The organism is Pseudomonas sediminis (genome assembly GCF_039555755.1).
GTDB lineage: Bacteria > Pseudomonadota > Gammaproteobacteria > Pseudomonadales > Pseudomonadaceae > Aquipseudomonas > Aquipseudomonas mendocina_D.
In genome coordinates, this window is sequence record NZ_CP154631.1 from 1792103 (window position 1) to 1803646 (window position 11544).

Annotated in this window: 14 protein-coding genes; 5 read left to right on the forward strand and 9 right to left on the reverse strand. The window is 59.9% G+C overall.

Going from position 1 to position 11544, the window contains the following annotated elements; genetic code table 11:
• Window positions 1-105 precede the first annotated feature (105 nt).
• The 5 genes from AAEQ75_RS08540 to AAEQ75_RS08560 all read left to right on the forward strand — a co-directional run bounded on the left by AAEQ75_RS08540 (window position 106) and on the right by AAEQ75_RS08560 (window position 2691).
• The gene (locus AAEQ75_RS08540) at window positions 106-540 is read left to right on the forward strand and encodes a hypothetical protein (protein WP_343351634.1); all 435 of its coding nucleotides are present in this window, start codon (window positions 106-108) and stop codon (window positions 538-540) included.
• 167 nt (window positions 541-707) lie between these two features.
• The gene (locus AAEQ75_RS08545) at window positions 708-1262 is read left to right on the forward strand and encodes a DUF1963 domain-containing protein (protein ID WP_343351636.1); all 555 of its coding nucleotides are present in this window, start codon (window positions 708-710) and stop codon (window positions 1260-1262) included.
• Between the two features lie 124 nt (window positions 1263-1386).
• Entirely contained in the window at window positions 1387-1692 is a 306-nt protein-coding gene (locus AAEQ75_RS08550) for a NucA/NucB deoxyribonuclease domain-containing protein (RefSeq protein WP_343351638.1), read from the forward strand.
• A complete protein-coding gene (gene comJ / locus AAEQ75_RS08555; protein WP_196457244.1) occupies window positions 1692-2171 on the forward strand; it encodes a competence protein ComJ in 480 nt (159 codons plus the stop codon). The genes AAEQ75_RS08550 and comJ overlap by 1 nt, the downstream gene beginning before the upstream one ends.
• Window positions 2172-2301: 130 nt before the next feature.
• Window positions 2302-2691, forward strand: a complete 390-nt coding sequence (locus AAEQ75_RS08560) for a hypothetical protein (protein ID WP_343351641.1) — start codon at window positions 2302-2304, stop codon at window positions 2689-2691.
• A gap of 328 nt (window positions 2692-3019) precedes the next feature.
• Here the strand turns inward: AAEQ75_RS08560 and AAEQ75_RS08565 are convergent, their stop codons facing one another.
• The 9 genes from AAEQ75_RS08565 to gmhB form a co-directional block, all read right to left on the reverse strand.
• The gene (locus AAEQ75_RS08565) at window positions 3020-4138 is read right to left on the reverse strand and encodes a GGDEF domain-containing protein (protein ID WP_343351643.1); all 1119 of its coding nucleotides are present in this window, start codon (window positions 4136-4138) and stop codon (window positions 3020-3022) included.
• Between the two features lie 68 nt (window positions 4139-4206).
• The gene (locus AAEQ75_RS08570; RefSeq protein WP_343351645.1) at window positions 4207-5139 is read right to left on the reverse strand and encodes a phosphatidate cytidylyltransferase; all 933 of its coding nucleotides are present in this window, start codon (window positions 5137-5139) and stop codon (window positions 4207-4209) included.
• A 1-nt stretch (window position 5140) separates the two neighbouring features.
• Window positions 5141-5764 carry a lysophospholipid acyltransferase family protein gene (locus AAEQ75_RS08575; protein ID WP_074938679.1) on the reverse strand — a complete coding sequence of 208 codons (624 nt, stop codon included), beginning with the start codon at window positions 5762-5764 and terminating at the stop codon, window positions 5141-5143.
• A 9-nt stretch (window positions 5765-5773) separates the two neighbouring features.
• A complete protein-coding gene (locus AAEQ75_RS08580; protein ID WP_343351650.1) occupies window positions 5774-6208 on the reverse strand; it encodes a hypothetical protein in 435 nt (144 codons plus the stop codon).
• Window positions 6198-7535, reverse strand: coding sequence for a phosphatase PAP2/dual specificity phosphatase family protein (locus tag AAEQ75_RS08585; RefSeq protein WP_343351652.1), 1338 nt, complete (start codon window positions 7533-7535; stop codon window positions 6198-6200). Before AAEQ75_RS08585 ends, AAEQ75_RS08580 begins: the two co-directional genes overlap by 11 nt.
• Window positions 7535-9289 carry a bifunctional alpha/beta hydrolase/class I SAM-dependent methyltransferase gene (locus AAEQ75_RS08590; RefSeq protein ID WP_343351654.1) on the reverse strand — a complete coding sequence of 585 codons (1755 nt, stop codon included), beginning with the start codon at window positions 9287-9289 and terminating at the stop codon, window positions 7535-7537. The genes AAEQ75_RS08585 and AAEQ75_RS08590 overlap by 1 nt, the downstream gene beginning before the upstream one ends.
• A 26-nt stretch (window positions 9290-9315) precedes the next feature.
• A complete protein-coding gene (locus AAEQ75_RS08595) occupies window positions 9316-9921 on the reverse strand; it encodes a CDP-alcohol phosphatidyltransferase family protein (RefSeq protein ID WP_343351656.1) in 606 nt (201 codons plus the stop codon).
• 245 nt (window positions 9922-10166) lie between these two features.
• On the reverse strand, window positions 10167-10934 hold the full coding sequence (locus AAEQ75_RS08600) for a lysophospholipid acyltransferase family protein (RefSeq protein ID WP_106734805.1): 768 nt from the start codon (window positions 10932-10934) through the stop codon (window positions 10167-10169).
• A 13-nt stretch (window positions 10935-10947) separates the two neighbouring features.
• Complete coding sequence (gene gmhB, locus AAEQ75_RS08605; protein ID WP_343351659.1) at window positions 10948-11478, reverse strand: D-glycero-beta-D-manno-heptose 1,7-bisphosphate 7-phosphatase; 531 nt, start codon at window positions 11476-11478, stop codon at window positions 10948-10950.
• Window positions 11479-11544: the final 66 nt, after the last annotated feature.

An 11544-nucleotide genomic window follows, 5' to 3' on the forward strand; every position in this document is an offset into this window, starting at 1 on the left:
TCCCATAACCGGTCCAAAGGCGCGCTCCTGACGGACAGGTACCGGGATCCCGGCGATTTTATTGGCCCCGCAGAAAAGCCCATTTATTAGTAAAGGACCGGCGTGATGAAAGACCTGGCAGACGTGAACTCGACACTCGCAGACGAAATAATGTGCGTCATGGCATCGGGTAACGAACTTGATGAGCAAAACAAAAAAGAACAAGCTCAAGCCCATTACCAGAAGGCTTGGGACTTGCTTCCTGAGCCCAAATTGGAGTGGACACCCTTGTCATCGTGGGTCACAGGTTCGTTTTTCAATCTGCATTTCGACAATGGGGATTTCGAGGCGGCCAAGCACTGGGCACAAAAGACCTTGGATGGGCGGGAGTCGGATATCGATACAGGGCCGTTGATTAACTTGGGAATGGTCTACTTTGAACTGGGAGACCAAGCCCAAGCCTACAAATACTTCAATGAAGCCTACAACTTTGGCAAGGCGCGAGCTTTTCAGGAACGGCCCAAAAAATACCTGAAATTCTACCTGGAAAAAAAGCCCTGAACAAAGCTTCATTTTGCGAAAAGGGGACAGATTTAATTTCGGCCACTAGTGTTGTGGTTCAATAAATAAATCTGTCCCCTTTTCGCTTAAATCCTTAGGGCGTTGTAAATAAATTATGGATATATACACAATAACCCCATGCGATAAAGAGGAAAGCTTTATATGGTTTGGGGGGTTATATTTTTAAGTCTGAATGGCCAGGAAATCCGGATGGCGAATATTTGGCACTTATACTTACTATCGACTGTAAAGAAATAAAAACAGAAACTGGATATGCCAGCCTCCCGGATGATGGGTTTATCCATGTATTCTCTACATATGACAGCAATACATATTTTCTAGACTTAATAACATATGATGACGCTCTAAAGCAGAGTACAGAGCAATCTCCAGGTTACACATTGGTTGTTCATTCTACATCTAGAGAGAAAACTTTAGCTCCTGGCATAAAAATTCCACGAAAAAATGCAGAGTTAAAACTAAAGCAAGTTGATCCGAATACCAACTATGTAGGTTCCTTGTTGGCGCAGAAGTCAGTTGGTAGGCCGCTATCTAGAGAACTTGAAACGGATTATTATTTTCTAGGGCAAATATATTCCTCTGACTGCCCAGCTCCATACCAAGACGCCTTGTATCTTACTGATGCAACGGCATGTCTACTGATGAAGAAGAAATCAGAAAGAAATGGACAAGTAGGGATGTTTTTTGTGTGTGAGTCGTAAAGCGAATATTTGGGTGGAACACGAATGTTCTGAATATTCGGGGCGCGGATAAAGAGGCAGATTTATTTTCAACCACTGGTGTTGTGATTCAATAAATCTGTCCCCTTTTCTCTGCAAACTGCGGTTGAAACGTTCGGAATACCCGGAGACATTTGGTCATATCGATGGTGCTATTAAGAAGGGACACCCCTACATTGTGACCATTCAACGTGATACCGCTAAGCTGAACCGCAAACTCAGTTTGAAAGATGTCAAGACCAAAAAAGGCAAGGATCGAGACGAATGGCCAATGGCGATGTTTAAAGAGGGTGGTAGCGGCGCGAGTGTCAAATATATCGACCCTAGCGATAATCGCGGCGCTGGATCTAGCATTGGCAATGTCCTATCCGATCTTCCCAACGGAACCAGAATTAAAATCGAGGTTTATTGATGGAAAGTAAAACACAGTCTGTAGATTTATTAATATCCCACAGCCAAATTCAATTTCGTGCGCGCCATTTCGACGAGGCGTCTAGTCAATGGGGTAAGGTTAATCTAGAGCAGGGGGCGGTTCTGCATCGTGACTACGTTGTATTTGATCCTCTGCCTGAAGACGCTTTCGGTGCGAACGTGTATTTGAGCCTAACAAATAGTTTTGCTCTAGATGAAACTGCTCAGCGTTGTATCGTTGTGCCGTTTCACGTCACAAATCCTGCACATGTGGAAGTTGCATCCGCAACTGAAAAATTCAAAGTCGAACTGGATTTGGTAAAGCGTGACTATGCGTTGTACTTTGAAGTCTGTGAAGGCGACGAGATTTTCTACAAGATAACCTTGGTCCCGGTGGACGCAAAAGTCGAACCCAAGTACTTGCTAGATGATCCATGGGGCGGCGAGAAAGATCTGTCACTCGTCGAGGGCTTTCGATAAAGGGCTAGACTTCTTACTTATATTGCCCTCGGCAGCAGGCAGTCCAAAGGGTGGTTCGCATGTTAAAGAGTAGGCTTGAATGGCCAGTACAGATTAGTTAGGAGTGAAAAGTTGTCTTTATTTTCAAGGCATGAAGAACCTTATTAAAAATAAAAAACGACTATTTGATGGCGCTGAAAGCGATTTCTACGTGTTCAGCTCAATATTGGATACGCCAGATTTCAGAGCAGTGCTCTTCGACAACCGGCAGGCCCAGTATTTATGGGAACTGGGTGAACGGCAGGCAGATGCGCTGGTAGGTCTGATTCCTGGGGCAAAAAAATATATGGATTTTCCAGGCGATACGCCCGCGTATAAGCAGGGAAATCTTGCTCTTTACGTGCAGCGCGTTACTGGTCGAGACGCCAATCATTCGGTGTTCATCGTCGTAGCTGCAGGAGAAGCGCAACCTGCGCGCTTCGTGATCGATTTGTGTGGCGTGTTTGCGGATGGTGAAAGCTGCCATGTACCAACTGATTAGCGTCAGGCTCAAGTCGTGGTTTTTTGCGGTTGCCTTTATGGCAAAAGGCTTACACGCCGAAGCGCAACGGACTTCTCCCGCCGCGGCCGTGGGCTGGCTAATCTACACACACCTACCGGGAACTGGATGTCCCGAGTCATGGAAGACAGACCGCGCCAGGACGGCAAACGACAGGATGTCGGAAGGTCAAAAAAAACCCGCTTCGGCGGTTTTTTTGTTGCCTGCAGAAAAGTCTGGCGACGCTGAACGCCGTAGCAGGGCATGACTCAGGTCTTCCAGAAGAGAGCTGTTAGCCTTCCAGAAATCACCAGTAATCCGAGCCCTTCCCTCAGTCCGCCGTAGCCAGGACCTGCGTATTACGCCCGGCATGCTTGGCGCGATAGAGCGCGGTGTCGGCCTTGAGCAGCATGCCGTAAACTCCGGCGCTAAAGCTCAAGGCGATGGTCTTGTCGTCGACCTGCACCGGGTGCTGGGTCAGGGATTGGCGGAGCTGATCGACCAGTTCTAGCGCGCCATTGGCGTCGGTGCCGGGCAGGATCAGCAGGAATTCCTCACCACCATAGCGGCCGATGCTGTCGTTACGCCGCAGACGCTGCTGAAGATGGTCCGCGCAGTGCCTGAGCACGTCATCGCCGACCAGGTGTCCGTGGCTGTCGTTGATCTGTTTGAAGTGATCCAGATCGAGCATGGCGATGGACAGCGGCGTGTGTTGGCGGCGGGCGCGCTCCAGCTCGTCGATGAGTCGTTCGAGTATCGCCAGGCGATTGGGCAGCCGGGTAAGCGTGTCGCGCAGAGCGGTCTGGCGCAGCTCCGACTCGATCCGCTCGCGCGACAGCAGTACCAGGCCGAAGGAGAACATGATGATGGTGGCGGCGCCGAGGGCGACCGATACGGTCTGCTTCAGGTTGCTGACGTCGTAGTGCATCTCCGCTGGCGCACCGCTGAGGATGACCGCCACGCGAATGCCCAGGCCGAACAGGCTGATGCCTGCGCCTAGCATCAGGATGCGATGGGCGCGCCCACCCTGCACGGCATGGAGACGGCTCAAACGCAGGATCACTAGGCATTGAGTGAACAGCAACAGGCAGGCCACCAATTGGCGGGGTTCTTCGGTGTGGATCAGCAGGCTGAGCAAAGCGCCCAATAGCAGCGGGAAAGCGAAGGCCAGCCGCCATGGCGGGCGGCGGCCATGGATCAGCGGCAGGCTGACGGTGTAGAACGCCAGCGCGGTGGACAGCAAGGTGTTGGCCAGCACATAGGTCAGCCACATCGAGGCCAGCCCGAACAGGGTAAAGCCGATGTAGGCCAGCGCATGGGAGAGCATGCCCAGCCCAGTGGTGAGCATGCCGTCGCGATGACGCAATTGGCCAACCAGGATCAGACAGCTACCCATGATCACGGCGACCAGCGCGACGGCTCCGAACAGTGTCTGGGTGTGGGCGACCATATCGGCCTTCTGGTTCTAGGGGGTTGCTTAACTCTAGTGCAATCCCCTGTCACATTGCTCGTGTTCGATCAGGCCCACCAGTAGCGCACCATATGGAAGAACACCGGTGCGGCGAAACATACCGAATCGAGGCGGTCGAGCATGCCGCCGTGGCCTTCGATCATGTGGCCCCAGTCTTTCACACCACGGTCGCGCTTGATCGCTGACATCACCAGGCCGCCGGCGAAGCCGAGGATGCATACCAGCAGGGCGAACAGTGCGGCCTGCCAGAAGGCGAACGGCGTGATCCAGCAAAGCATGGCGCCGATCAGCGTCGCCAGGGCTACGCCACCGACAAAGCCTTCCACGGTTTTCGAGGGTGAGAGATTCGGCGCGATCTTGTGTTTGCCGGCCAGCTTGCCGCAGACGTACTGCAGCACGTCGGAGAGCTGCACGACGATGATCAGCCAGGCTATCAGCAGCAGATTGCGCCCCTCGTAGCCGGGAATGTCCAGGGTCAGCAGCGCCGGTACCGAAGAGATGCAGTACACGGCGATCATCAACCCCCACTGCACCTTGGCCGCGCGCTCCAGATAGCGCGTGGTATCGCCGCCCAGCGAGGCGAGGATCGGCAGCAGCAGGAACAGGTAGACCGGGATGAAGATAGCGAACAGGCCATACCAGCCCAGGGCGATCAGCAGGTATTGCATCGGCAGGGCGAAGTAGAAGGCGGCCACCAACGCCGGGTAGTCGCTGCGCCGGGTCGGCGTCAGGGTCATGAACTCGCGCAGCGCATAGAACGACACGAAGTAGAACAGCACGACGACGCCGACGTTGCCGAACAGGAAGGCGATGCCGATTACCAGCACCATCATCCACCAGGCGTTGATCCGCGCGTTGAGGTTGTCGATCACCGGGTTGGGCTGATCGCCACTGCGCCGCTTGAGGACGAAGCCGACCAGGCTGGCCAGCAACAGCAGAGCACCGATACCGGCGAACAGCAGCAAAGTGTTGTTATCCATCTCAGGCCTCCTCGGGTGCTAGTGCCAGCAGGGCGTTACGCGCGCGTTCCAGGAAGGCATCTTTGCCCTCCCCCTCGATGGGCTCCAGTGCCGCACCGAAGCTCAGGGTGCACAGCAGCGGCAGCGGCAGCGCCCGGCCCTTGGGCATCACCCGATTGAGGTTGGCGATCCACACCGGCACCAGCTCCACGTCCGGCCGCGCCTGAGCCAGGTGATAAAGGCCGCTCTTGAACGGCAGCAACGGCTCGTCGCCGAGGTTGCGCGTGCCCTCGGGGAAGATGATCAGCGAGTCACCGCCGTCCAGCGCATCGAGCATCGCCTGCAGCGGGTTGACCCCTTCCTCCTTGCGCTCGCGGTCAACCAGCACACCGTTGAACACCTTGTTTATCAGAAAGCTGCGCACCCCCGGCTTTTGCCAGTAGTCGGCGCCGGCTACCGGCCGGGTGCGCTTGCGCAGCTCCGGTGGCAGCGACGCCCAGAGCAGGACGAAATCGCCATGGCTGCTGTGGTTGGCGTAGTACAGACGTTGCGTCGCCTGCGCGGTGCTGCCGAGCCACAGGGCTCGGGCACCGGTCAGCAGGCGAGCCGCCGAGGTGATGGCGAAAGCGGTCAATGCAGCGAGCATGGCGACTCCTTAAGCGAAAACGATGAAGAACCCGAGTACGACGATGACGATCTGTAGCAGCAGACACAGCGCCTGTTTGCGCAGCAGGCCGAGTGCGCCCTGAGAGCGAAGGCTCCAGGTGCGGCCAGCCTGCTGGGCATTTTGCAGGCCCAGATTTTGTAGGGCCTGATCCAGTGCATGAGTCTGGCTGTCGAGTTGTTCGCCGGCTTCGGCCAGGCGTTGGAACAGCTCGGCATCCAGCGCCACGCGCAGCGCCCAGTATTTTTCGGCCAGGCCGGTGATCAGCAGCACGGCACAGAGCAGCGCCAACATCAGGCTCGCGGGGGCGCCAAGCCAAGGCGCCAGGCCAAAGACCACGGCGACCAGGCTCAGCGCGCTGGAGCAATGATCGAGGCTGCGCCCCCGTCGCAACTGTGCCGCGACCAGCAGCAGATCAGCCTGCATGAGCGACCTCCAGCCCCGGTTGTGCATCGACCATGGATTGCAGCGCGGCCAGATGCTGCGGGCCGAGCACGACCTGTGGCCGAGACTGGCGAATCAGCTCTACGGCGGCCTCGACGTTCTGGCAGCGGCCGCTGTGCAGCAGCCAGGCCGCGACGGCAGTGGCACTGCGCGAATAACCCAGGGCGCAGCACACCAGCAGTGGGCCGTGATGACGCAGGCGTTCGATGGCCTCGGCGGCGCGTTGGCAGGTCAGCGCATCGGGCGCCACCAGGTCCAGTGACGGCAGGCTGCAATAGGCTGGCGGCGTGCGTTGCAGCGGCAGTTCGGCGCAGAGGTCGACCAGGCCGGCAAATCCCTCGAGATCGTGCGTCGCAGGGAGTCGACCAAGGTGGATGCCCTCGAACACCTGGCTGGGCTTTGGCCGGCGATAGGTCCACAGCCGGGAGTTGATCCAGGCACCGAGCAGATAGGGTGCGAGCAATACCGTGGCGGCCGGACTGAGGCGGCCGTCGGCTTGCTTCTGGAAGCCGGCAGCGCCAAATAGCAGGTAGTTGAGCGCGACCATCGCCAGGGCAACCGTCGGCCAGTACAGCCAGAGCCAGGCGCCGCTCAGGGTGAGCGCCAGCGCCGCGCACGCCAGGGCGCCGAGGCTGTAACGCAATGCCAGGCGCCAACGGCGTGGATCGCTGCTCAGGCGCATCTGCCGTAGCGGCGTATCGCCCTGCAGCGGTAGCAGCCACAGGCAGAAGAAGCCGGCCAGCGCCCCGGTAGGCACGTCGATGAAGTGGTGTTGCCAGGTGGTCAGCACCGAGATGCCGATCAGCGCCATCCACCCGTGCAGCAAGCCGCGCCAGAACAGCCCGCGGGTGTGATTGGCGAACATCGCCCAGATGATCACCAGCAGGGTGATATGCAGCGAAGGCGCCTGGTTGAAGGGTTTGTCGAAGCCCATCAGCACGTCGAACATCAGGCCGAAGGTGCCGTCCAGCGGCGGCCGCTCGAAGGTGAAGCGCAGCGGCCAGAGCAGAAAGCAGGCCACGCAGATGACCTGCGCGGCGAGCAGGCGCAGGGCGTGGCGATCCATCTCGCGGTGGCAGGCCGGCAGCAGGAAGGACAGACCGTAGAGCAGGTCGATCGACCAGTACGGCACGATGGTCCAGGGCCAGAGTGGGATCTGCGGCTCCCAGGCGAAGACCAGGCTACCGACGTCAGCGCGCTGCCCGGTGAACCAGTTGGCGAAGCCGTAGCTGGCGAAGAACAGCGGGCCGAGCACCAGCAGCCAGAGTACGCCGCGCTTCCACAATCCCTGTTCGCGCGCGCTGTCCATCACTTCACCCGTTGCGCCAGGGACACACTGAAGATGCCCCATTGGTCGATGCGCTGCGCCACCTTGCGAAAGCCTGCGGCCTCGACCAACTGATCCATCTCTGCCTGGCTACGCCGGCGCATGACCCAGGCCTGGCCATCGCGGTGGCTGGTCAGAGCACGGGCGATCAGCTCCAGCTGCGGGTGCCAGGGTTGGCCGGTGTAGACCAGGTAACCGCCCTCCTCGATCGCAGCCGCCAGCCCGGCCAGCGAATCACCGACCATCTGGTTGCTGCCGAACAGTTCATACAGGCCGGAGACCACCGCCAGGGTCGGCTTGGGATCCAGCGCGGCGAGATCGTCACGGTCGAAGGCATCGCCTTTGACGAAGCGGGCGATATCGCCCAGGCCCTTCTGCTGGATCAGCGCATTGCCGTCACGCACGTTGATGTCGCTGTAGTCGCGCAACAGGATCGCGTCGGGACGCTGCTCCTGACCTTCCAGCGATTCGAGGATGTAGCGACCATGGCCGGCGGCAATATCGACGATACGCACCGCCCTGTTCGCTTCACGCAGTTTGCTCATGGCCAGGCGCAGCAGCTCTTCGGCGTGCAGTTTGCGCTGACGAATGCCGCGCCAACCGATGGAGTCCAGGTAGTTCTGGTCGATCATTCGGCCCAGCGCGCCCTTGCCGGTAGGCTGATTGCGGTAGACGTAATCGAGGGTGCTGCCGGAGTCGAAGCCGGTGTCGAAGCCCAGCTTGACCCCGGCCGACAGGCTACTGCCCAGGCGCATGCTGGCACGGGTGGCGCGCCAGTAGAGGTCGCGCAGCGAGTTCCGTGGCAGCGGCGCGGCCAGCTCTTCGGCTTCGGCGCAGGTGGCGCCCAGGCGGTCGGCATCGAGCAGCGAGGGACGCGTGACCGGCTCCTCGAAGTTGCGCAGGATGAAGCGTCGCGCGCGGCTCAGGGCGTGAGCGCGGTCACGTTCACCCAGGGTGTCGTGGAAGAAGCCCGGCAACAGGTGCTTTTCCTTGCGCAGGCTGCCGAGGCGCTCGAAAAAGTCTTCCTGTGGTTTGCGGTGGACGACGAAATCGGCGCCGGAGATCAGTAGCTGGGTCGGCACCTGGATCGCCTGGGCGTCGGCGACGATACGATCAGCAGCTTCGTACAGGCCGAGCAGCATGGTCACCGAGATCGGCCGGGCGATCAGCGAGTCGTTCTCGAAGGAGGCGATACGCTCGGGATCGTGGCTGAGGAACCTCGCCTTCACGTAACTGTTGACGAAGAAGTTGCCGCGCCAGGCGTGCATCAGCTTCAAGCCGGGGCGGGCGAAGGGCACGTAGAGCTTGACCTTGAACGCCGGCGACGCGAGCACCAGGCAGCGCACCTTGGGCGCGTAGTCGTGGGCCCAAGTGGAGATGATCACCGCGCCGACGCTCTGCGCCACCACTGCCAGGTCCTCTTCGGCGATGGCGTGCTGGCTGCCGATGTGCTCGATGAAGGTCTGCACGTCACGCACGCTGGTGGCGAAGCTCGGGCTGTCGCCGCGTGCACCGGGCGACAGGCCATGGCCACGGGCATCCCAGGCGAAGACGTCGCAGTGCGGCAGATCCAGTTCGTCCACCAGGTGGGCCATGCGCCCGCCATGCTCGTGGCCGCGATGAAATAGCACCACGGCCTGGCGTGGGCCATCGGCAGGCGTCGTCGCCGGCCAGTGGCGGTAGCTCAGCTCGACGCCATCATGGGTACTGAACGTGTGCAGTTGTACGGGGCGCATGGAATCTCCTTATTCCGTAGGACAGCTCAGGCCACTTCGGCCAGGCCATGGCGAACGCGGTTGTAGAGGGTGTAGAGCAACAGGGCGAGGATCAGGCCCAGCAACAGATTGATCCACAAGGCTGGCAGCAGGCCTGTGGCGACGCCAGCGCCGATCACGCCGAAGCAGAAGGCGCGGTCGCTCTTGCCCATCGGCCCGTCGTAGCGCCGGGAGGCGCCGACCATGGGCCCGAGTACGCCAGCGTATTCGCTGATCACCGCCAGCAGCACAACAACGATCACCAGCAGTGGCGAGACGCCTGCCAGAAGTGCGAAGGGCAGATACAGGGCGCTGTCGGCGATCACGTCGCAGAGTTCATTGAGGTAGGCGCCGAGCTTCGATTGCTGGCCGAACTCGCGTGCAAGCATGCCGTCGACGGCATTGAGCGCCATGCGCAGCAGCATCCATAAGGGGATCAGGGCGAATAGCCAGACGACATGGCAGAAGGCTGCGAGTAGGGCGCCGAGCAGCACGGAGACCACGGCCGCGGCCAGGGTCACCTGGTTGGCGGTGACACCACGGGCATGCAGGCGTTCGACGCCTGGGCGCAGCAGGTTCTGGAAAGCCGGTTTGAGCTGGTAGATCGACGGCATGGCAGCGAATTCCCTTTCGTGTCCCATCTTCGGCCATTGCCGCGGGCGAGACTGTGAAACCGTCGTGGTAGAGGCGGATTTATCGGCGGCATGTAGCCGCCGGAAGGCCAATAGCAGTCAGGCGTGAGCCACAACTTATACCCTGTTACGGGATTTTCCTAGCGCAGTGGATTCGCCAGGAAAATCAGCCAGATGCGAGCGATGATGGCGCTTTGCTTGCATTTGACGCACAGCTTATCCACAGATCAGACGGTTTCGCCTAGCCGGCTCAGTTGCGGCTCTTCGCCGCGCAGTTCGGTCTGTTGCTGGCGTACCCACTGGAAGGCGCGCTCGTTGAGCTCGGCGATGGCACGCGGGCCTTCGCCCTCGGCGTACATCGGTGCGCCGATGATCACCTGAACCGTTCCCGAGCGCTTGGACCAGCCGACCTTGGGCCAGAACTCGCCGGCGTTGTGCGCAATGGGCAGCACCGGCAGGCCGGCATTCACTGCCAGGGCGGTGCCGCCACGGGAGAACTTGCCGATCTGGCCCGGCGGAATCCGCGTGCCTTCGGGGAACACCAGTACCCAGGCGCCCTGCTTGAGGCGCTCGTCGCCCTGTTTGGCCAGCTGCTTGAGCGCGGCCTTGGGGTTGCTGCGGTCGATGGCGATGGGCTTGAGCAGCGCCATGCCCCAGCCGAAGAACGGCACGCGCAGCAGCTCGCGCTTGACCACCTGCGACAGTGGCTCGAAGAAACCGCAGAGGAAGAAGGTTTCCCAGGTGCTCTGGTGGTTGGCGAGGATCACGCAGGGGCGCTCGGGAATGTTCTCCACGCCGCGCACTTCATAGCGGATACCGACGATCACCTTGGCCAGCCACACGGCGCAGTTGCACCAGGCCTGGACGACGAAGCGGTAGCGCTGGCGGAACGGCAGCAGCGGTGCGACCACCAGGCTGATCAGGCACCAGAAGAACGAGCTGGACGACAGCAGCAGGTAGAAAAGCGTGACTCTGAATGCCTGCACTAGCGCCATGAACCTTCACACCTTATGAGAGCAGTTGATCGGCGACAGCCGCCAGATCATCGAATACCAGGGTTCCTGGCGGCAGGGGCTTGGCCAGGGTTCGCTCGCCCTTGCCGGTTTTCACCAGCACAGGCTGACAATCGACGGCCAGCGCGGCCTGCAGGTCACCGCTGGTATCGCCGACGAACCAGATTCCTGGCAGATCCGCGGCGTAGTGCGCAGCGATCTGCTCGAGCATGCCCGGTTTCGGTTTGCGGCAGTCGCAGCCGTCATCCGGCCCATGCGGGCAATGCACGATCAGACCGACCTCACCGCCCTGCTCCGCCACCAGCTGGCGCAGGCGCGCGTGCATCGACTCCAGGGTCGCCAGGTCGTAATAGCCACGGGCGATACCGGACTGGTTGGTGGCCACGGCCACCGTCCAGCCCGCTTTCGACAGGCGTGCGATGGCGGTGATCGACGAGGGGATCGGAATCCACTCGTCGAGCGTCTTGATATAGGCGTCGGAGTCTTGGTTGATGACACCGTCGCGGTCGAGGATCAGTAGTTTCATTCAGTCGTTTCAGAGTCTGCCGTAGGAGCGAGCTCTGCTCGCGAACGCTTTCGCGCGCGGAGCTTG

Coding starts and splice junctions, on each gene's coding strand:
- AAEQ75_RS08560 (WP_343351641.1), top strand. CDS start 2,302: ATGAAGAACCTTATTAAAAATAAAAAACGACTATTTGATGGCGCTGAA.
- AAEQ75_RS08590 (WP_343351654.1), bottom strand. CDS start 9,289: ATGCGCCCCGTACAACTGCACACGTTCAGTACCCATGATGGCGTCGAG.
- gmhB (WP_343351659.1), bottom strand. CDS start 11,478: ATGAAACTACTGATCCTCGACCGCGACGGTGTCATCAACCAAGACTCC.
- AAEQ75_RS08575 (WP_074938679.1), bottom strand. CDS start 5,764: ATGCTCGCTGCATTGACCGCTTTCGCCATCACCTCGGCGGCTCGCCTG.
- AAEQ75_RS08540 (WP_343351634.1), top strand. CDS start 106: ATGAAAGACCTGGCAGACGTGAACTCGACACTCGCAGACGAAATAATG.
- AAEQ75_RS08595 (WP_343351656.1), bottom strand. CDS start 9,921: ATGCCGTCGATCTACCAGCTCAAACCGGCTTTCCAGAACCTGCTGCGC.
- AAEQ75_RS08600 (WP_106734805.1), bottom strand. CDS start 10,934: ATGGCGCTAGTGCAGGCATTCAGAGTCACGCTTTTCTACCTGCTGCTG.
- AAEQ75_RS08570 (WP_343351645.1), bottom strand. CDS start 5,139: ATGGATAACAACACTTTGCTGCTGTTCGCCGGTATCGGTGCTCTGCTG.
- comJ (WP_196457244.1), top strand. CDS start 1,692: ATGGAAAGTAAAACACAGTCTGTAGATTTATTAATATCCCACAGCCAA.
- AAEQ75_RS08565 (WP_343351643.1), bottom strand. CDS start 4,138: ATGGTCGCCCACACCCAGACACTGTTCGGAGCCGTCGCGCTGGTCGCC.
- AAEQ75_RS08585 (WP_343351652.1), bottom strand. CDS start 7,535: ATGGACAGCGCGCGCGAACAGGGATTGTGGAAGCGCGGCGTACTCTGG.
- AAEQ75_RS08580 (WP_343351650.1), bottom strand. CDS start 6,208: ATGCAGGCTGATCTGCTGCTGGTCGCGGCACAGTTGCGACGGGGGCGC.